At 71.7% G+C, this 18,685-nt stretch carries 15 protein-coding genes, 1 tRNA gene and 1 pseudogene; 10 read left to right on the plus strand and 7 right to left on the minus strand.

Annotated elements, in window-relative coordinates:
• The first annotated feature begins 79 nt into the window (after positions 1-79).
• The 5 genes and pseudogenes from Q0863_RS16325 (at position 80) to Q0863_RS16345 (ending at position 3,361) form a co-directional block, all read left to right on the plus strand.
• Positions 80-156 (plus strand) — tRNA-Pro (locus Q0863_RS16325).
• A gap of 357 nt (positions 157-513) precedes the next feature.
• Positions 514-1,451: pseudogene (locus Q0863_RS16330) on the plus strand (manganese catalase family protein).
• Positions 1,452-1,526: 75 nt separating this feature from the next.
• Positions 1,527-1,721, plus strand: a complete 195-nt coding sequence (locus Q0863_RS16335) for a hypothetical protein (RefSeq protein ID WP_298580925.1) — start codon at positions 1,527-1,529, stop codon at positions 1,719-1,721.
• A 55-nt stretch (positions 1,722-1,776) separates the two neighbouring features.
• On the plus strand, positions 1,777-2,244 hold the full coding sequence (locus Q0863_RS16340; RefSeq protein ID WP_298580928.1) for a cupin domain-containing protein: 468 nt from the start codon (positions 1,777-1,779) through the stop codon (positions 2,242-2,244).
• Positions 2,245-2,287: 43 nt separating this feature from the next.
• A complete protein-coding gene (locus Q0863_RS16345) occupies positions 2,288-3,361 on the plus strand; it encodes a TraB/GumN family protein (RefSeq protein ID WP_298580931.1) in 1,074 nt (357 codons plus the stop codon).
• 10 nt (positions 3,362-3,371) lie between these two features.
• Here Q0863_RS16345 and dxs read toward each other — a convergent pair whose 3' ends face one another.
• From dxs to Q0863_RS16365, 4 genes are all read right to left on the minus strand, one after another.
• The gene (gene dxs, locus Q0863_RS16350; RefSeq protein ID WP_298580934.1) at positions 3,372-5,279 is read right to left on the minus strand and encodes a 1-deoxy-D-xylulose-5-phosphate synthase; all 1,908 of its coding nucleotides are present in this window, start codon (positions 5,277-5,279) and stop codon (positions 3,372-3,374) included.
• Positions 5,280-5,331: 52 nt separating this feature from the next.
• Positions 5,332-6,384, minus strand: a complete 1,053-nt coding sequence (locus tag Q0863_RS16355) for a hypothetical protein (protein WP_298580937.1) — start codon at positions 6,382-6,384, stop codon at positions 5,332-5,334.
• Positions 6,385-6,517: 133 nt separating this feature from the next.
• On the minus strand, positions 6,518-7,192 hold the full coding sequence (locus tag Q0863_RS16360; protein WP_298580941.1) for an HNH endonuclease: 675 nt from the start codon (positions 7,190-7,192) through the stop codon (positions 6,518-6,520).
• Positions 7,193-7,351: 159 nt separating this feature from the next.
• On the minus strand, positions 7,352-8,152 hold the full coding sequence (locus tag Q0863_RS16365) for a S1/P1 nuclease (protein ID WP_298580944.1): 801 nt from the start codon (positions 8,150-8,152) through the stop codon (positions 7,352-7,354).
• A gap of 185 nt (positions 8,153-8,337) precedes the next feature.
• Here Q0863_RS16365 and rlmH point away from each other — a divergent pair, with 185 nt between their 5' ends.
• Positions 8,338-8,808 carry a 23S rRNA (pseudouridine(1915)-N(3))-methyltransferase RlmH gene (rlmH, locus tag Q0863_RS16370; protein WP_298580947.1) on the plus strand — a complete coding sequence of 157 codons (471 nt, stop codon included), beginning with the start codon at positions 8,338-8,340 and terminating at the stop codon, positions 8,806-8,808.
• A gap of 112 nt (positions 8,809-8,920) precedes the next feature.
• On the opposite strand, the gene Q0863_RS16375 is transcribed toward rlmH, so the two are convergent.
• The 3 genes from Q0863_RS16375 to Q0863_RS16385 form a co-directional block, all read right to left on the minus strand.
• Positions 8,921-9,607 (minus strand): energy transducer TonB, encoded by a 687-nt coding sequence (locus tag Q0863_RS16375; RefSeq protein ID WP_298580949.1) that lies wholly within the window; start codon positions 9,605-9,607, stop codon positions 8,921-8,923.
• Positions 9,608-10,032: 425 nt separating this feature from the next.
• A complete protein-coding gene (locus Q0863_RS16380; RefSeq protein ID WP_298580952.1) occupies positions 10,033-10,197 on the minus strand; it encodes a hypothetical protein in 165 nt (54 codons plus the stop codon).
• 2 nt (positions 10,198-10,199) lie between these two features.
• Positions 10,200-10,862 (minus strand): SIMPL domain-containing protein, encoded by a 663-nt coding sequence (locus Q0863_RS16385; protein ID WP_298581007.1) that lies wholly within the window; start codon positions 10,860-10,862, stop codon positions 10,200-10,202.
• A gap of 184 nt (positions 10,863-11,046) precedes the next feature.
• On the opposite strand from Q0863_RS16385, the gene Q0863_RS16390 reads away from it, so the two are divergent.
• From Q0863_RS16390 to tldD, 4 genes are all read left to right on the plus strand, one after another.
• Positions 11,047-11,667, plus strand: a complete 621-nt coding sequence (locus tag Q0863_RS16390; protein ID WP_298580955.1) for a Maf family nucleotide pyrophosphatase — start codon at positions 11,047-11,049, stop codon at positions 11,665-11,667.
• Between the two features lie 7 nt (positions 11,668-11,674).
• On the plus strand, positions 11,675-13,159 hold the full coding sequence (rng, locus tag Q0863_RS16395; RefSeq protein ID WP_298580959.1) for a ribonuclease G: 1,485 nt from the start codon (positions 11,675-11,677) through the stop codon (positions 13,157-13,159).
• A gap of 102 nt (positions 13,160-13,261) precedes the next feature.
• Complete coding sequence (locus Q0863_RS16400) at positions 13,262-17,167, plus strand: YhdP family protein (protein ID WP_298580962.1); 3,906 nt, start codon at positions 13,262-13,264, stop codon at positions 17,165-17,167.
• A gap of 52 nt (positions 17,168-17,219) precedes the next feature.
• Positions 17,220-18,677 (plus strand): metalloprotease TldD, encoded by a 1,458-nt coding sequence (tldD, locus tag Q0863_RS16405; RefSeq protein WP_298580964.1) that lies wholly within the window; start codon positions 17,220-17,222, stop codon positions 18,675-18,677.
• The last annotated feature ends 8 nt before the right edge of the window (positions 18,678-18,685 follow it).

Here is an 18,685-nt window from a genome sequence, read left to right on the forward strand (position 1 = left end):
CCCACGGTCGTTCGCCTGGCGATCCAGACGCCGGGCAGGCCCGCCGGCCCGTCGCGTCGCGTATAATCGCCAACCAATCCGGGGTATAGCGCAGCCTGGTAGCGCACTTGTCTGGGGGACAAGTGGTCGTCGGTTCGAATCCGGCTACCCCGACCAATTCAGCGTCCGGCCACGTCCGGACGATCCGAAAACCCCTGGCCCGCGCCGGGGGTTTTTCGTTGGGGACGTGTCTTGCGGGCGTGCGGCAGTCGTGTCGCCCCCGCATCGTCTGGCGCTGGCACGTCCGGTATCGCGCCCGACGATGGCACTGCGCGGATGTGGCGGCGGCAGCTGCACGGCGGACTTCCGCGCGTGCCTCCAACCCGATGGGTCCGCGCCGTTCTCCCACATTTCCGTCTTCGCGTCCGTCGGTCCGGTGCCACCGAAGACAGCGCCATCCCGATACATGGTCGCGACATGCCCCCTGCTAGCGTCCTCCGCTCGCGCCCCCCAAGGCCTCGCACGGAGACAGCGATGTTCACGCATAACAAGAGGCTGCAGTACACCGTCCGCGTATCCGACCCAACCCCGCGCTGGCCAACCTGCTGCTCGAGCAGTTCGGCGGTCCGCAGGGGGAGCTGGCCGCGGCCATGCGCTACTTCACCCAGGCGCTGTCGGACGAGGATCCCGGGCGCCGCGACATGCTGCTGGACATCGCGACCGAGGAGCTCAGCCACCTCGAAGTGATCGGTTCGCTGGTCGGGATGCTGAACAAGGGCGCCAAGGGCCGCCTCGCCGAAGCGGTGGAGGAGGAAGGCGAACTGTTCCGCTCGCTGCAGGGCAACGGCTGCAGCTCGCACGTCACCCAGGTGCTCTATGGCGGCGGCCCCGCGCTCATCAACTCGGGCGGCCAGCTGTGGAACGCCGGCTATATCGACAGCATCGGCGAACCCACCGCCGACCTGCGTTCCAACATCGCCGCCGAAGCCCGCGCCAAGATCGTGTACGAGCGGCTGATCAATGTCACCGCCGACCCGGGAGTCAAGGATGCGCTCACCTTCCTGATGACGCGCGAGATGGCGCACCAGAAGTCGTTCGAGAAGGCGCTGTATTCGATCGAACCGAATTTCCCGCCGGGCAAGCTGGCAGGCATGCCGCAGTTCCAGGAGATGTACGTCAACACCTCGCAGGGCGAGGGCGACATGCGCGGGCCCTGGAACAGCGACGAGAACTTCCGCTTCGTTAGCGATCCGGACGAGTTCACCGCGGTCGACGGTGGCGACGGCGAGGCCACCGTGATGCTCCCCGAAGCGGAAGCCAAGCTGCTCGATGCGATGACGGTGCGGCTTGCGTCCACGGCTGATTTCAATCCGGTCACCGGCATCGAACTGGGCAAGGCCGACGGCACGATGGCGCGTACGGTCCCGGTGAAGGAAGAGGCCGAGACGCAGGATCCGAAGGCTGGAGAGTGACCCGCAACGGCGCCGATGCCCAGTGCATCGGCCTGCCGACGGGCGGCTGATTCAGAGGTTCCAGGAGACGCAGGCATGGCGACCAAGAAGAGAAGCAAGCGCGAACTGATCGCACCCAACGGCGACAAGCGGCTGGTGCGTCGCGACGAGGACGGGAAGTTCAAGGAGAGCGACGACCTCGGGCGTTCGCTAGCCCAGGACGTCAGGAAGTCAGCCAAGACCGAGGTCAAGTCGGGGCAGGGCGATCGCGGAGACCGCAAGCGCTCCTGATACGCGCCGACGCGCGCGAGCGGCAGGCAACCCGTCCATGGCGGATACTCCTGCCATGGACGATTCCGCGCGCCGCTGCATCGACGCCCTGGGCCTCGCGCCGCATCCGGAGGGCGGCCACTACCGGCGCATCCATGCCTCGCCCATTGTCGTGGAGGCCTGTGGCCGACAGCGACCGGCGATGACCGCCATCGAGTACCTGCTGGACCGGGGCGAGCGCAGCGCCTGGCACCGGGTCGATGCGGACGAGTCCTGGCACTGGAACGACGGCGGCGCGCTTGAATTGCTGCAGCAACGGGAGGGCGGCGGCGCGATCGAGCGCGTGGTGCTGGGGCCGGATCCGGGCGGCAGGCGCTCGTGGATCGTACCGGCGGGCGTCTGGCAGTCGGCGTGTGCGTTGGAGGGCCACGTGCTGGTGACGTGCGTGGTGGCGCCGGGCTTCGTCTGGGAGGGTTTCGAGCTGCTCGACCCCAAGGCTGCGCTGGCTGCGGAACTGCAGCGGCTGGTCGTGGTCCAGCGTTGAGCGCCGGTGGCCGCTCGCCACCGCAAGGGACTGCATGATGCGAATGAACTGGCTGCCCTGGCTGGCCCTGTTGCTGTGCCCGGCGGGCGTGCTTGCCCAGACCGCCGGCCCCGAGGAGGCGGCTCCGGCTGCTTCGGCGACCGGAGCCGGCCCCTCGATCGTGGATCACGAAACCGTCGTCGTCTCCGGTGCGTTGCCGGGTCCGGGACTGTGGAAGGTGCGCAGGGACGGCCACACGCTGTATGTCCTGGCCACCGTTTCGCCGCTGCCCAAGCGCATGGAATGGGAGTCGGCGGGGGTGGAATCGGTGGTGGCGCGCTCGGGGCAGGTGCTGTTGCCGCCGTCGTTCACGCTCGATGCCGACGTCGGCGTATTCCGCGGCCTGATGCTGGTGCCCTCGCTGCTCAAGGCCCGTCGCAACCCCGAAGGGCGCCGCCTGCAGGACGTGGTCCCGCCCGCGCTCTACGCGCGCTGGGTACCGCTCAAGCAGCGCTACCTCGGACGCGATCGCGGCGTGGAGCGCTGGCGGCCGATCTTCGCCGCGCAGGAGCTGTACGAGGCGGCGATGCGCCGCTCGGGCCTCGAGATCGAGAATGTGGTGGACAAGGAGGTCCAACGCATGGCCAGGCGCCATGACGTGCCACTGCGCGGCGTCAACTTCAAGGCGCAGGTCGAAGATCCCAAGACCCTCATCCGCGAGTTCCAGACGACCACGCTGGCCGACACCGACTGCTTCGCCCGCACGCTCGCACGCATCGAGACCGATCTGGAAGCCATGCGCCGCCGCGCCAACGCCTGGGCGATGGGCGATGTGCAGGCCCTGCAGGCGCTGCCGGTGGAGAGCCAGTACCGGGCGTGCATCGATGCGCTCACCGGCAATGGGCTGGCGCCCCGACTGGGGATCGACGACCTGCAGCCACGCCTGCAGGCGATGTGGATGGAAGCCGCGGAACAGGCACTCGAACAGCACGGCACCAGCCTGGCGCTGTTGCCACTGTCGCTGGTGACCAGCCCGCAGGGCTACCTGGCGCAGCTGGCGGCCAAGGGTTACGACGTCCAGGCGCCGCAGTTCGCTGTGGCGCCCGCACCCGAAGATGGCGAGGACGCCCTGCGCTGACGCGCAGGCCTCAGCCCGCCGCGGCGGTGGCGCGCGGCGATTCGCCCAGGGCGGGCCAGCGGCGCAGCAACGCGTCCCCGATGCCGGCCCGGTCCAGTCCGGCTTCGGCGAGCAGGTCGTCTCGGCTGGCATGGTGCTGGAAGGCATCGGGCAGGCCGAGCTGCAGCACCGGCAGGGTGATGCCTTCGGCCTGCAGCAGTTCGAGGACCGCCGAACCGGCGCCGCCCATGACCACGTTGTCCTCGAGGGTGGCGAAACCCTCGTGCGAGCCGGCCAGTTCCAGCAGCAGGGCGCGGTCGAGCGGCTTGATGAAGCGCATGTTGACCACCGTCAGGCCGAGGTCCGCGGCCACCGCCTCGGCCGCCGGCACAAGCGCGCCGAAGGCGAGCAGGGCGATACGCGCGCCGCGCCGGCGCAGTTCGGCCTTGCCGATCGGCAGCGTGTCCAGGGTCTCGCCCGCGGCGACTCCCGGTCCGGTGCCGCGCGGATAGCGCACCGCCGCAGGGCCTTCGTGGCGGAAGCCGGTGCTCAGCATCTGCCGGCACTCACGCTCGTCGGCCGGCGCCATCAGTACCATGTTGGGCACGCAGCGCAGGTAGCTCAGGTCGAGGTTGCCGGCGTGGGTGGCGCCGTCGGGCCCGACCACGCCGCCGCGGTCGATCGCGAACAGCACGTCGAGGTTCTGGATCGCCACGTCGTGCACCAGCTGGTCGTAACCGCGCTGCAGGAAGGTCGAATAGATCGCGACCACGGGCTTGGCGCCCTCGCAGGCCATGCCCGCGGCGAGCGTCACCGCGTGCTGCTCGGCGATGGCGACGTCGAAGTAGCGCTCGGGATGTTCCTTCGAGAACCGAACCAGGCCCGAGCCCTCACGCATCGCCGGTGTGATGCCCATCAGGCGCTCGTCGGCGGTGGCCATGTCGCACAGCCAGTCGCTGAACACGTCGGTGTAGGTGGGTCTGGACGTGCCGCCCTTGGCCACCACGCCCTTGGACGGATCGAACGGCGAGACCGCGTGATAGCCGATCTGGTCGCCCTCGGCCAGCTCGTAGCCCTTGCCCTTGGTGGTGATCACGTGCAGCAGCTGCGGGCCCTTGAGGCCCTTGAGCGTGCGCAGCGTTTCCACCAGCGCCTTGACGTCGTGGCCGTCGATCGGCCCGGTGTAGTGGAAGCCCATTTCCTCGAACAGGGTGGAGGGCACGAACATGCCCTTCCAGTGCTCTTCCCAGCGGCGCACGAACCTGGCCGGCGGCTTGTTCTTGTCGCCCAGCAGCTTCTTGCCGCCCTCGCGCAACGCGTTGAGCGTGCGGCTGCCGGTCATGCGCCCGAGCATGCGGGTCATGCCGCCTACCGCTTCGCTGATCGACATGCGGTTGTCGTTGAGGACCACCAGGATGTCCGGCTCCGGATCCATTCCGCCGGCGTGGTTGAGCGCCTCGTAGGCCATGCCCGCGGTCATCGCGCCGTCGCCGATCACCGCGACCACCTTGCGTTCGCGGCCGGCGCGGGCGTTGGCGATCGCCATGCCGAGCGCGGCCGAGATCGAGGTGCTGGAGTGGCCGACGCCGAAGGTGTCGTACTCGCTTTCCTCGCGTTTGGGGAACGGCGCCACGCCGTCCTTCTGCTTGACGGTGTGGATGCTGTCGCGACGCCCTGTCAGGATCTTGTGCGGATAGCACTGGTGGCCGACGTCCCAGACGATGCGGTCGCCGGGCGTGTCGTAGGTCCAGTGCAGGGCCGTGGTCAGTTCGACCACGCCCAGGCCGGCGCCGAAATGGCCGCCGGACTTGCCGACGGACTCGATCAGGTAGTTGCGCAGCTCGTCGGCGATGGCGGGCAGTTCCGCTTCGTCGAAGCCGCGCAGTTCGGCGGGGCTGCCGACGCGCGAAAGGCGCGGATAGCGCTTGGAATCGATCATCCGCGCATTGTAATCCCCCACCACCCGCGCGACGTGCAGGGCGGTGGAGGCATCAGCGCCCGCGCAGGCGCCCCAGCAGCCCGCCGCTGCGCGTCTGTGGCACCGGCTCCGGCGCCGCTTCGGCCACTGCTTCGGCTACCCCGGTGGCGAGGTTGGCGTTGACGAAATCGACGATTTCCTCCAGCGCGATGCCGCTGGCGGCGGACACCTCGGCCAGCGTCGCCGGTGCCTTCATCATCGCCGTGGCGATGCGGAAATGGCGCGGGAACTCGCGCTCGGTCTGCGGCCAGCGGTTGAGCCGGTACTTCGCGTCCGGGTCATGGCCCGGCAGCAGGCTGCCCTGGCCGCTGGCCAGCGCGCCCAGCCACAGCAGGCGCGACAGGGGCTGGGCCGGTCCGGCCGCGGCGGCTTCGCGCTCGAAGGTCGCGGCGTCCAGCGGCTCCAGTGCCCCATCCGCCAGCTCGCCCTCGAAATAAGGCAGCAGCGGCTTGAGCGCGGCCGGGCCGTGGTAGGTGCGCGCGTCGGCGTCGACCAGCAGGGTCGGACCACTGGGCCGGCGGTAGCGGAGGTGGCCGGCAAGTCGGCCGGAGGCCAGGTGGCTGAACAGGGTGGCCGGTTCGGGCGCCTGGACGGCCGGCGCGGCTGGCGCCGGCACGGCTTCTGCGGGCGGTGCTGCCGGCATCGACGGGGACTCGGCTGGAGGCGCGGCGACGGCAGCCGGTTCGGTGTCCGCGACGCTGGCGGGTGCGGCGGCTGGCGGCGTCTCCGCAGCGGCCTGTTCCGGCGCCGGCGGCGCATCGGCCTGCGCGGCGATCTCCTCCAGCAGCGTGGTCAGCGAGTCGACGCTGAACGGGCGGCCGAGCCGGAAATCGGTCTGCGCGCGCGAGGCCGAGGTCAGGCCGACCACGCGCTTGCCCGAGGCATGCAGGCGCAGCCAGCTCATCGGTCCGTACATGCTGTCCATGTCGACGACGATGTGGTCGGCGCGGGTTTCCGGCAGGAGTTCCCAGCGCTCGCCGAGACGCTGGTTGGCTTCGAGGAAGGCCGCCTGCAGGGCGGTTTCGGTTGCAGGGTCCATCCCGGCCAGGCCGATGGTCAGGGGCATTGCGCGGTTTCACTACGGATGATCGGGCGAGTGTAGCCGACCGCGCCGCGGCCGCGCCCGTGCAAGGCGTCTGGTGGGGCAAGGTGGGACGCCGTGTCCGCTGCGATGCCTGCCGGGCCTGGCGGCGTCCGCGCTACTGGCGCCGCCGCCTGCGCTTGGGCAGGTGCGAGCGCAGAAAGGCCATCTGGTCGGCCAGGATGTTGCGGTTGGACAGGATCAGGTGCTCGATCCAGCTCGGCCGGTAGGGAATCGCCAGCAGCGGCATCGAGGCCTGCTGCGGCGTGCGCCCGCCCTTGCGCGAATTGCAGTGGAAGCAGGCGCAGACCACGTTTTCCCAGATGTCGCGGCCGCCGCGCGAAAGCGGCACCACGTGGTCGCGGGTGAGCAGCTGGCGGCTGTAGTCCTTGCCGCAGTACATGCACAGGTGCTGGTCGCGCGCGAACAGGGAGGCGTTGGTGAGCGCGGGCGTGGGATCGAGCGCTTGCGGACGCACCGTCCCGCGCGCAGCGATGATCGGATGCAGGTCCAGCGTCGTGCGCGCGCCGGTTTCGCGACTGGTGCCGCCGCGCACGCTCAGGCAGGGATCGCCCAGTGTCCAGGCCACCGCCTCGCGCGCGTACAGACAGGCCGCGTCCTGCCAGCTGATCCAGTTGAGCGCGCGGCCGTGGGCATCGAGCGAGAGCAGGCGCACCGAATCTAGACGATGCGGCAGGGCGTGCGGGCGGGGAAGTCCGGAAGCGACGAAGCCGGTCGGAATCCCAGGGATTCCGGTCGGAACCACGCGAAGCTGCGCTCTGTCAGACTCCATCGGAATCCGAGCATAACGCGATTCGGTGACGATTGCGCGACCGGTCCGACCGCCGGGTTCGCGTTCATCCTTGCGGATGCCGCGGAGCGGAAATCGTGGGCGAAACCGCGACCGGCACGACGCCGTCGTGGCATCGCCGGAAGTCGCGCTGTTGAATCCTCAGGTCAACGCGTTCAGCAGAACCGCGAGCCTCGCGCCAGCAAGCTGCATCTGCTGTTCCGCCGTGGGACGATGCCGCGCCAGGTACGCCTCATTGATCCTGGCCTTGTCCGGGTACACGCCAGCCGCGGTGGCGATCCGGCAGGACTGCTCGGCCCACACCGCAGGGGCGGACGGGGTGTACGGTCCCACGTCCGGGGTCAGCTGGTCGGGCCTGAGCTGCAGCCTGTCGGCGTAGGCCGCCTGGCCCAGGCCGGCCGAGCCGAGCAGGGTGTCGTCCCACAGCGCATGCAGGTTGCTGCCCTTGCCGTGCACGTGCACCTGCACCCGGTTGCCGCCGCGGTCGTGGCCGTAGCCGGCGTGCATGGGCTGGTGGGCGTCGCCGACGAAGTGGATGACGAACTTCAGCGCCTGCAGGCGCTCGGCGTCGGACCGGGCGCGGTCGCCGAGGATGGCGGCCTGCTCGCGGATCGCGGCGACCACGCAGTTGCCGTTGGCGCAGTGGCGCGCGGCATCGAAGGCGCAGCCGTCCTCGGCCATGTTGACGAAGTGCCAGCCGGCCGAGCGGCGCCCCAGCTCCGTGCCGCTGCTGCGCAGGTCGTCTGCCCAGCTGGCCACCTCGGCCATCGACGAGGCGCCTTCCAGCGCCAGCAGGCGCTGCACTTCGGCGCGCGCCTGCGGGTCGAGGAGGGGTTCGGCCAGGTCGGCGACGAGGCGGTGGCCGTAGCCGTTCCAGGCGTGGGCAACGCTGGTACAGGCGAACAGGCACAACAGGAGCAGGGCGGCAGGGGAACGGCGCATGGCGCGCACTCTATCCGATGTGGTGCCTGCGTCGCCGGCCGCGGCGGCGGGTTGGCGATCGCGGGCACGCAGGCCTCCTGCAATGGCGCGTTGGCGGCCGTCGTGGTGGGCCGCATGCGGCGTGGATGGGATACTGGCGCGATGCAGGCCCGCCTCCGCTGCCGCCGCCACGCCGGGAACACGCCTTGAAGGCGCGTCTGGTCGCCGTAGGCGAGCGTGCGCCGGCCTGGGTCGCGGACGGCTTTGCCGAATACCGCAAGCGGCTGTCGCACTGGCTGCCGCTGGAGCTGGTGGAGGTCGAGCCGGGCCTTCGCGGCAAGGGGCGCGACGCGGTGCGCGCGATGCACGACGAGGGCGCGCGGGTGCTGGCGGCGGTGCCGCGCAACACCCTGGTGGTCGCGCTGGACGGCCGCGGCAAGGCCTGGTCGTCCGAACAGCTCGCGCAGCGGCTGGAACACTGGCGCGGGCAGGGCCGCGACCTGGCCTTCCTCATCGGAGGCCCCGAGGGGCATGCGCCCGACGTGCTGGCGCGCGCCGACGAATCCTGGGCGCTCGGTCCGCTGACCCTGCCGCACATGCTGGTGCGCCTGGTGCTGGCCGAGCAGCTGTATCGCGCCGCGGCGATGCTGGCCAACCATCCCTACCATCGCGCCTGAAGGGGTTTGCGCCGTAACGGGCACGACCGGCGCGAGGCTCGGCGGGTCGCGCGGCGGCCACCACGCGAAAAGCCCGCCTGGCGGCGGGCTTTTCGGGACGCGCGACGCAGGATCAGCCGCGGTCGAGGTGGAAGTCGATCGGCACGATGCCCACGGCCTGCACCGGCTGGCCGTCGCGCAGGGCCGGGCGGAACGTCCAGTGGCGCTGCACGTGGCGCAGCGCCTCGCGATCGAGGATGGCGTGGCCGCTGCTCTGCTCGATCCGCACCTCCAGCGGACGGCCATCGGTGTCGACCAGGATCCGCAGCAGCACCACGCCTTCCAGCCCGCGCTGGATGGCCAGGCGCGGATAGTCCGGCGAAGGCGCCCGGTCGTACTGCAGCTGCATGCCGGTGACCGGCCCGGACGGCGCCATCGGGACCACCTCGCCCGGCGTCGCCGGCGTATCGGGCACGGATTCGATGAACACGCCCTGCTCGACCAGGATCGGCACGTCCACGGCGGGCGGCGCGACGACGGTCTCGCGCATCGTCGGGCGCGGCTGCACGCGAGGCGGCGTCACCGGCACCACTTCCGGCGGCGGCAGGGTGCGAGGTTCGATCGGCACGATCGGGACCACCTGCAGGTCCGGCGTGCGCTCGGCCCGCGTTGGCGGCGCCGGCAGGGTCATCGGCGCCAGCAGCATCGCCAGCGCGAGCACGTTGAGCGCGAGCGTGCTGCTGATGCCGAGGATACGGTTGACGTCCAGGCCGGGCGCCTGCGCGCCGTGTCGTGTCGAGTGCGTCTGCTGCAACACCATGGTCCACCTCCGCGTTGGCCGACGGCCGGCAAGGCCGTCGTCTGGCTGTGAACGCGCCGCCGGCGGGAGCGGGGTTGCGATGGAGCCTGGTGTCCCGCGGTGGCGCGCGACCTCGATTGCAGCTCGACGCTACGCCCGCGGCGCAGCGACCGCAATGCGACGGAAGTGGAAGGTGCGAGGTGCGCCGATGGGCGGCGCCGGGGGCGCGACGGACGCGTGCGGCCAGCGGCGTGGGCCATGCGGCCAGGTCACGGAGCCGTTCGCGGGTTGGAGGAGGCCGGGCCGGCAGCCAGTCGCCGCCCATGTCCCGTCGGCGATAAGAACGGTCGCGCTTCGCCCGTGCGGGCGAAAACGAAAAAGCAGGGTCGGCGCGCCGCCCGGCGGCGGCCGCGCCTGCGGCCACCGCCAGGGAGCGTGTCCGCCGCTCAGTCGCCTTCGTTCTTGCCGTCGCCTTCGGGTTCGCGGTCGAGGCCGCCGGCATCGGGATTGGGCTGCCTGGTCGCGCCCGACTTGCGCGCTTCCTCCTGGTCGCGCGGCTCGGACTCGCGATAGCCGGAACGGTCGTCGGACTTGCGTGGATCCTTCGGCATGGTCACTTCCCCAGTTCGAACACGACGTCGAGGTTGGCCGAGAGCGTGGTCTCGCCGGGCGACACCGGGGCCGATTCCATGCGCGCATCCATCGCCATGGTCTTCATCATCGGCATCGGCGGCTGGAAACCGCCACCCTCGCTGATGCTCACGATCCTGCGCACGCGCAGGCCCAGCGACTGCGCGTACATCTCCGCGCGCGCCTGTGCCTGCTTGAGCGCGGCCTGGCGGGCTTCGTCGTAGACGGCCTCGGGCTTGTCGATGCCGAAGCTCGGGCCGTGGACCTGGTTGGCGCCGCTGGCGACCAGCGCGTCGAGCACCTGGCCGAGCTTGCCGATGTCGCGCACCTTGATCTCGACCGTGTTGCTGGCCTGGTAGCCGGTGATGGTCGGCGGCTGGTTCTCGGCATGGCGGTATTGCGGGTGGATGCTGATGCCGCTGGTCTGGATGTCACGGTCGGCCACGCCGGCGGCGCGGATGGTGGCCACCACCTTGGCCATCTGCGCGGAATTGGCCTGGAGCGCGGCGGCGGCGTCGGTGGCCTGGGTCACCACGCCGGTCGACAGGCTGGCGATGTCGGGGGTGCGGCTGGCCTCGGCCTGCGCGCTGACCGACAGCAGGGTGCCGTCGCGGGAGGCGGCGGCGAGGTCTTGTGCATGGGTCATCGTGAAGGGCCCCAGGGCGAGGAGTCCGGCGAGCAGGAGGCGCGCGGAGGTGGATCGGAACATGATGATCTCCGGGGAGTGGCAGGGAAGGGTCGTCAGGATCCGGTGAACGGCCCGTGAGCCTGAACGGGGTTGACCCCGCATCCCCGGCCGGCGGACCGGCTGCCACGGGTATCCTTCCCGGATGCTGCATCTTGCCTCCCAATCGCCGCGCCGGCGCGAGCTTCTGGCGCGCCTCGGCGTGGACTTCGGCGTCGTCGACGTGGACGTTCCCGAACAGCGCGCGCCGGGCGAGCCGCCCGGGGACTACGTGCGCCGCGTCGCCCGCGAGAAGGCCGGGGCCGGCCTGCTTGAGGTGGTGGCGGTGCCGGGCGCGCTGGTGCTGGGCGCCGACACCGAGGTGGTGCTGGACGACGAGGTCTTCGGCAAGCCGCGCGATGGGGCCGATGCCGCGGCCATGCTGCGCCGCCTGTCCGGGCGCACCCACGAGGTGATTTCGGCAGTCAGCCTGGTGTCGGCGGGCCGCGAGGCGCAGGTGGTCTGCATCTCGCAGGTCAGCTTCGCGCCGCTGGACGAGCGGGAGATCGCGGCCTATGTCGCCAGCGGCGAGCCGATGGGCCGCGCCGGCGCCTACGCCATCCAGGGTGGCGCGGAACGGTTCGTCCGGCGGCTCCAGGGCAGCTATTCGGGCGTGATGGGGCTGCCGCTGCACGAAACGGCGGCGCTGCTGCACGGGTTCGGGGTCGCGACCGCCTTCCCCTCGCCCGCGCCGGCATCCTCGTCCACGGGCGGGGCAGGGGAGTGATCGGCTGATGTCGGAAGAAATCCTGGTCAACGTCACCCCGCGCGAGACCCGCGTGGCGGTGGTCGAGAACGGCATGCTGCAGGAGCTGCACATCGAGCGCGGCTGGCGCCGTGGCGTGGTGGGCAACATCTACAAGGGCCGGGTGCAGCGGGTCATGCCGGGCATGCAGGCCGCCTTCGTCGACATCGGCCTGGAGCGCACCGCGTTCCTGCACGCCAACGACGTGGTGCGCCCGGCGCAGCCGGAAGCGGTGGACGACACCCTGCCGCCGGTGCCGCAGCCGGTGCGCCCGGTGACCGAACTGCTGCGCGACGGGCAGGAAGTGATCGTGCAGGTGGTCAAGGACCCGATCGGCAGCAAGGGCGCGCGGCTGACCACCCAGCTCAGCATTCCCTCGCGCTACCTGGTGCTGCTGCCGCAGTCGCGGGTGATCGGCGTCTCGGCGCGGATCGAGGACGAGGCCGAGCGGGCGCGACTCAAGGCCCTGGTCGCCCAGGCGTCGACGCCGGAAGAGCCGCTGGGCTACATCGTGCGCACCAATGCCGAAGGCCAGCCGGCCGACGCATTGGGCGAGGACTTGGCCTACCTGTCGCGGGTCTGGAACATCGTCGCCCGGCGTTCGCGCGAGGCGCCGGTGCAGACCTGCATCTACGAGGACCTGAGCCTGCCGCTGCGTGCGGTGCGCGACCTGATCCGCAAGGACGTGGAAAAGGTGAAGGTCGATTCGCGCGAGACCTTCGACCGCCTGCAGGCGTTCGTGGCCAAGTACATGCCGGTGCTGGCCGAGCGCATCGAGCTGTACACCGGCAACCGCCCGATCTTCGACCTGTACGGGGTCGAGGACGAGATCCAGCGCGCGCTGGACAAGCAGGTACCGCTCAAATCCGGCGGCTACCTGGTGATCGACCAGACCGAGGCGATGACCACGGTCGACGTCAACACCGGCTCGTTCGTGGGCCAGCGCAACCTCGAGGAAACGGTGTACCGCACCAACCTCGAAGCCGCGCAGGCGGTGGCGCGGCAGCTGCGGCTGCGCAACCTCGGCGGCATCATCATCATCGACTTCATCGACATGGTCGACGACGAGCACCGCCGGCAGGTGCTGCGCACGCTGGAAAAATCGCTGGTCAAGGACCACGCCAAGACCACCGTCTACGACTTCTCGCCGCTGGGCCTGGTGGAGATGACGCGCAAGCGCACGGTCGAGAGCCTGCAGCGCCAGCTCAGCGAAACCTGCAATGCCTGCGGCGGCCGCGGCATGGTCAAGACGCCGGAAACGGTGACCTACGAGATCTTCCGCGAGATCGTGCGCGCGGTGCGCCAGTTCGAGGCCGAGCGGCTGCTGGTGATCGCCTCGCCCAAGGTGGTCGCACGCATCACCGAGGACGAATCGACCGCGGTGGCCGAGCTGGAGGAGTTCCTCGGCAAGTCGATCCGCTTCCAGGCCGACGAGCAGTACCTGCAGGAACAGTTCGATGTCGTCTTGTTGTGACGCCGGGATTTGTGGCTCGGGATACCGGATTCGGGAAGTCGGGCGCATCCGGATCCCGCATCCCCGATCCCCGATCCCTGCGGCGCGCGGAGCGTGCCGCCGATGACCACGCCGCTTCGTCGCCGGCTGCGGCTGGCGCGCCGCGGCGCGTGGTATGCACTGGCGGCCGCGCTGGTGCTGCTGGCGCTGGTCGCGGGCGCGGTGAGCCGGCTGCTGCCGCTGGCCGAGCGCCATCCGGACCGGGTGGCCGCGTGGCTGGAAGACCGCGCGGGACGTCCCGTGGCCTTCGACCGGCTGCGCACCGAGTGGACGCGACGCGGTCCGCTGCTGCGCTTCGACGGCCTGCGGATCGGCGCGGGCGAGGATGCGGTGCGCATTGGCGCGGCCGAGATGCTGGTGTCGCAGTACGCGGGCCTGTTGCCGGGTCGATCCTTTACCGAGCTGCGCCTGCGCGGCCTGCAGCTGACCTTGGAGCGCGCCGGGGACGGACGCTGGCAGGTGCGCGGCCTGCCCGGCGCCGAGCAGGCCGATGGCGATCCGCTCGCCATGCTCGAACGCCTGGGTGAGCTGCAGGTGATCGACGGGGCGCTGACCGTGGATGCGCCCGCCTTCGGACCTGCGACCACCCTGCCGCGCATCGACCTGCGCCTGCAGGTCGACGGTGCGCAGGTGCGTGCGGCCGCGCGTGCCTGGATCGACGTCTCCGCTCCGCCGCTGGACCTGGCGCTCGATCTCGACCGCCACGCGGGCGACGGCCATGTCCACGTCGCCGCGCTGCGCGCCGATGCCGCGGCCTGGGCGCCGCTGCTGCGCTTCGCCGGCGCAGCGGTGGAGTCCGGCCAGGGACGGGCGCAGCTGTGGCTGCAGTTGCAGGACAAGCGCGTCACCCAGGCCACGCTGGACGCCGCGCTGACCGGTGTCGGCCTGCGCGGCGCAGCGTTGCCGGGTCGGGACGAACCGCCGCGACTGGCATTCGAACGGGTCGAGGCGCGCGCGCGTTGGCAGCAGTCGGCCGAAGGCTGGCGGCTGGATGCGCCGCAGCTGCGCCTGGGCACGGCCGATGCGCCGCAGGTGCTCGACGGCCTGGCCGCGGCCGGTGGCGAGCGCTTCGCCTTGCGCGCCGGGCAGATCGACGCCGGGCCGCTGCTGTCGCTGCTGGCGCTGGGCGATCGCCTCGACCCGGGCCTGCGCCGCTGGCTGCTCGGCGCCGCGCCCCAGGCCGTGATCCGCGACCTGGCGGTGGCCCGCGACGGGCACGGCCGCATGCAGGCGCAGGCGAGCGTGCGGGCGCTGCGCTTCGCCAGCGTCGGCGATACGCCGGGACTCGACGGCCTGGCGGGGACGCTGTCGGGCGACGCGCAGGGATTCCGGTTCGTGCCCGACGCCGACGCGGTGGTGCGCTTCGACTGGCCGTCCGGATTCGGCGCGCCGCATCCGGTGACCCTGCGCGGCGAGGTCGTCGGCTGGCGCGAAGGCGAGGGCCTGCGGATCGGGACGCCGGCGCTGCGGGTGCAGGGCGAAGGCTACGCGGCCGACGTGCGCGGCGGCATCTGGTTCCAGAACGACGGAACCCGGCCGGTACTGGACCTGGCGGCGGAACTCGACGATGCGCAGGTGTCGGTGGCGCGACGGTTCTGGGTACGGCACCTGATGCCGGACGCCGCCGAGCGCTGGCTCGACGACGCCCTGGTCGCGGGCAGCGTGCGCGGGGGGCGGGCGGTGCTGCGCGGCGACCTGGACGACTGGCCGTTCGGCACGCGCGAAGGCGGGCAGCATCGCGGCATCTTCGACGCCCGGGCGCGGCTGGACGACGCCACCGTGCGCTTCCACGAGGGCTGGCCGGCGCTCGAGAAGCTCGACGCCGACGTGGCCTTCGTCAACGACGGCTTCAGCGTGCAGGGCGCCGGAGCGATCGCCGGCGTCGAGGTGGACGATATCCGGGCCCGGCTGGACCACTACTCCACGGCGCTGCTGGATGTGCGCGCCCGTCCGGCGGGCGATGCGGGCAAGGTGCTGGCGTTGTTGCGGCACAGTCCGCTGCGCAAGGGCATCGAGGACACGCTGGACAGCCTGTCGGCGTCCGGGCCGCTGGCCGCGACGTTCGCGCTGTCGCTGCCGCTGGACGGCAGCGGGGTACCGCCCGGCGTGGACGGCGAGGTGGACCTGCGCGGCGTGGCCATGGGCGAGGCGCGCTGGAACCTGGAACTGCAGCGGGTGCGGGGCCTGGCGCGCTACGACCGGCACGGCTTCCGCGGCGAGGGCCTGGCGGCCATGCACGACGGTCGCGCGTCGACGCTGTCGCTGCGCGCCGGCCGCGGCCACGTGCGCGATCCGGGCGCCGCGTTCGAGGCCGCGCTCGATGCGGAACTGTCGACGGCCGAGCTGCTGGAGCAGGCGCCGCGCCTGGCTTGGCTGCGGCCGCACATGTCCGGGCGCTCGCAGTGGCAGGTGGGCGTGACGGTGGCGCGCAGCGCACGCCCCGGCGCCGCCGCCACCCGCCTGCAGCTGCGCTCGAACCTGGTCGGCACCGCGCTGGATCTGCCCGAGCCGCTGCGCAAGCCGGCCGCGGACACCCTGCCCACGACGGTCACCGCCACCCTGCCGCTGGAGGATGCAGATGTCGCCGTGGCAATGGGCAACCGCCTGGCGCTGCGCGCGCGCAGTACGCGCGCCGGCACCGGCATCCGGGTGTTGCTGGGCGCCTCAGCCGTGCCGGAGCCGCCGCCGGCGAGTGGCCTGGTGGTGGGCGGGCGCACCCCCGAACTCGACCTGCTGGGCTGGACGGCGCTGGCGGGCGGTGGCGACGGTGGCGGCGAGGATGGCGGCCTGGCGCTGCGCGGCATCGACGTGGCGGTCGGCACCCTGCGGCTGCTCGGCACGCGTTTCCCCGCCACCCGCGTGCAGGTGTCGCAGGATGCGGCGCTGACCAGTGTCCGCTTCGACGGCGAAACGCTGGCCGGCGCGCTGCAGGTCCCGCGCGGCCCGCGTGGCGCGGTGACGGGCCGTTTCGAGCGCCTGCACTGGCAGCCGGCCGCGCTGCTGTCGCCGCAGCCGGCGGCGGAGGGCGCGCAGGCGTCTGCGACGGCGCCGGCTTCGGCGCCCGGGCAGACGCCGTCCGGACCGGCGGACGCGGAGATCGATCCGTCCCGGGTGCCGCCGTTGCAGCTGCAGGTGGAGGATTTCCGGTTTGGCGCGCTCGCCCTGGGCCAGCTCGAACTGCGCACCCGCGCCACGGCCCATGGCCTGGAGATCGAGCAGCTCCAGACGCGCTCCCCCAGCCAGCGCCTGGACGCGGGCGGCAGCTGGACCGGGCGCGGCGCGTCCGCGCGCACGCGGCTGCACGTCGATGCCGAGAGCGGCGATTTCGGCGAGCTGATGGCCGGGATGGGCTTCGGCAACAGCATCGACGGCGGCGAGGGGCGTTTGCGCTTCGAAGCCGAATGGCCGCGCAGTCCGGCCGATTTCGCGCTCGGCGCGATCCGCGGCGAGCTGACGGTGTCGATCGCCGACGGACGCCTGGCCGAGGTCGAACCCGGTGCCGGCCGCGTGCTCGGCCTGCTCGGCGTCGCGCAGCTGCCGCGACGGCTGATGCTCGACTTCCGCGACTTCTTCTCCAAGGGCTTCGCCTTCGACCGGATCGACGGCACGGTGAGCTTCGCGGCGGGGACCGCGCGCAGCGACGGCATGGCCATCGACGGCCCGGCCGCGGAGATCCGCATGCGCGGCCGCAGCGACCTGCGCGAACAGACCCACGACCAGATCATCGAAGTGCATCCGCGCACCGGCAACCTGCTGCCCGCAGTTGGCGCGATCGCCGGCGGCCCGGTGGGCGCGGCGGTGGGCGCGGTGGCCAACGCGATGCTCAAGCGCCCGCTGGGCGAGATGAACGCGCGCACCTATCGGGTAACCGGTCCGTGGAAGGATCCGAAGGTCGAAGTGGTCGAAGCGCCCTCGGCGCCGCAGGCTGCCGCCGCGCCGCCGGCAGGCCTGCCGTCGCGCATCCACTGACCCCTCACGCCGCCGGGCTTGCGATCGGCGTCGCAACCCCCAGACTGCCCGCATGGACAATACCGAATCCGCGCTCACCCTCGCCCAGTCGCGCCTGCTGCTGCCGGCCGGCCTCGACGCCCCCCAGCTCGAACGCATGTTCGGCGCGCTGCTGGGGCCCGGCATCGACTTCGGCGACCTGTATTTCCAGCATTCGCGGCGCGAGAGCTGGAGCGTGGAAGACGGCATCGTCAAGGATGGTGCGCACTCGATCGAACAGGGTGTGGGCGTGCGCGCGATCAGCGGCGAGAAGACCGGCTTCGCCTATTCCGACGACATCAATGGCGCGGCGCTGCTGGAAGCGGCGCACTCGGCGCGCGCCATCGCGCGCGACGGCGCCACGCGCATGCCGCGTGGCCTGGAGGTGGCGGGACGCGGCGGCGGCGGGCTGTATCCGGCGCGCGATCCGGTCGATGCGATGGACAACGCCGCCAAGGTCGAAGCGCTGCGCCGGGTCGACCGCGCGCTGCGCGCGGCCGATCCGCGGGTGAAGCAGGTCATGGTCAGCCTGACCGGCGGCGTCGACACGGTGCTCGTCGCGCGCAGCGACGGCGTGCTGGCCGGCGACGTGCGTCCGCTGGTGCGGCTCAACGTGCAGGTGATCGTCGAGCAGGGCGGTCGCCGCGAGAGCGGTTACGCCGGCTACGGCGGCCGCTACGGCTACGACGTGCTGCTGGCCGACGGGCGCCCCGAGGAGTTCGCGCGCGAGGCGCTGCGCCAGGCCCTGGTCAACCTCGAGGCCATCGACGCGCCGGCCGGCAACATGCCGGTGGTGCTGGGCAACGGCTGGCCGGGCGTGCTGCTGCACGAGGCCGTGGGCCACGGCCTGGAAGGCGACTTCAACCGCAAGGGCACGAGCACCTACGCCGGGCGCATGGGGCAGCGCGTGGCGGCCCCGGGCGTGACCATCGTCGACGATGGCACCCTGGGCGGCCGCCGTGGCTCGCTCAACATCGACGACGAGGGCACGCCGACGGCCTGCACCACCCTGATCGAGGACGGCGTGCTGACCGGCTACATGCAGGACACGCTCAACGCGCGGCTGATGGGCGTCGCGCCCACGGGCAACGGCCGCCGCGAGTCGTTCGCGCACCTGGTGATGCCGCGCATGACCAACACCTACATGCTGGCCGGCATGCACGAGCGCGAGGAGATGATCCGCTCGGTGAAGAAGGGCCTGTACGCGGTCAACTTCGGCGGCGGTCAGGTCGACATCACCAGCGGCAAGTACGTGTTTTCGGCGACCGAGGCCTACCTGATCGAGGACGGGAAAATCACGGCGCCGGTCAAGGGCGCGACCCTGATCGGCAATGGCCCGGAAACCATGCAGCGCGTGACCATGGTCGGCGACGACCTGGCGCTCGACGAGGGCGTGGGTACCTGCGGCAAGGACGGCCAGAGCGTGCCGGTGGGCGTGGGCCAGCCTTCGCTGCTGGTGTCGCAGATCACGGTGGGCGGGACCCGGGCGTGAGTCCCGCC

Source organism: uncultured Luteimonas sp. (genome assembly GCF_947492465.1).
Taxonomy (GTDB): domain Bacteria; phylum Pseudomonadota; class Gammaproteobacteria; order Xanthomonadales; family Xanthomonadaceae; genus Luteimonas.

Excerpts from the sequence above, each read along its gene's own strand:
- Q0863_RS16335 (WP_298580925.1), top strand. The coding sequence starts at position 1,527 with ATGGCGACCAAGAAGAGAAGCAAGCGCGAACTGATCGCACCCAACGGC.
- Q0863_RS16340 (WP_298580928.1), top strand. The coding sequence starts at position 1,777 with ATGGACGATTCCGCGCGCCGCTGCATCGACGCCCTGGGCCTCGCGCCG.
- Q0863_RS16345 (WP_298580931.1), top strand. The coding sequence starts at position 2,288 with ATGAACTGGCTGCCCTGGCTGGCCCTGTTGCTGTGCCCGGCGGGCGTG.
- dxs (WP_298580934.1), bottom strand. The coding sequence starts at position 5,279 with ATGATCGATTCCAAGCGCTATCCGCGCCTTTCGCGCGTCGGCAGCCCC.
- Q0863_RS16355 (WP_298580937.1), bottom strand. The coding sequence starts at position 6,384 with ATGCCCCTGACCATCGGCCTGGCCGGGATGGACCCTGCAACCGAAACC.
- Q0863_RS16360 (WP_298580941.1), bottom strand. The coding sequence starts at position 7,192 with ATGGAGTCTGACAGAGCGCAGCTTCGCGTGGTTCCGACCGGAATCCCT.
- Q0863_RS16365 (WP_298580944.1), bottom strand. The coding sequence starts at position 8,152 with ATGCGCCGTTCCCCTGCCGCCCTGCTCCTGTTGTGCCTGTTCGCCTGT.
- Q0863_RS16375 (WP_298580949.1), bottom strand. The coding sequence starts at position 9,607 with ATGGTGTTGCAGCAGACGCACTCGACACGACACGGCGCGCAGGCGCCC.
- Q0863_RS16380 (WP_298580952.1), bottom strand. The coding sequence starts at position 10,197 with ATGCCGAAGGATCCACGCAAGTCCGACGACCGTTCCGGCTATCGCGAG.
- Q0863_RS16385 (WP_298581007.1), bottom strand. The coding sequence starts at position 10,862 with ATGACCCATGCACAAGACCTCGCCGCCGCCTCCCGCGACGGCACCCTG.
- Q0863_RS16390 (WP_298580955.1), top strand. The coding sequence starts at position 11,047 with ATGCTGCATCTTGCCTCCCAATCGCCGCGCCGGCGCGAGCTTCTGGCG.
- rng (WP_298580959.1), top strand. The coding sequence starts at position 11,675 with ATGTCGGAAGAAATCCTGGTCAACGTCACCCCGCGCGAGACCCGCGTG.
- Q0863_RS16400 (WP_298580962.1), top strand. The coding sequence starts at position 13,262 with ATGACCACGCCGCTTCGTCGCCGGCTGCGGCTGGCGCGCCGCGGCGCG.
- tldD (WP_298580964.1), top strand. The coding sequence starts at position 17,220 with ATGGACAATACCGAATCCGCGCTCACCCTCGCCCAGTCGCGCCTGCTG.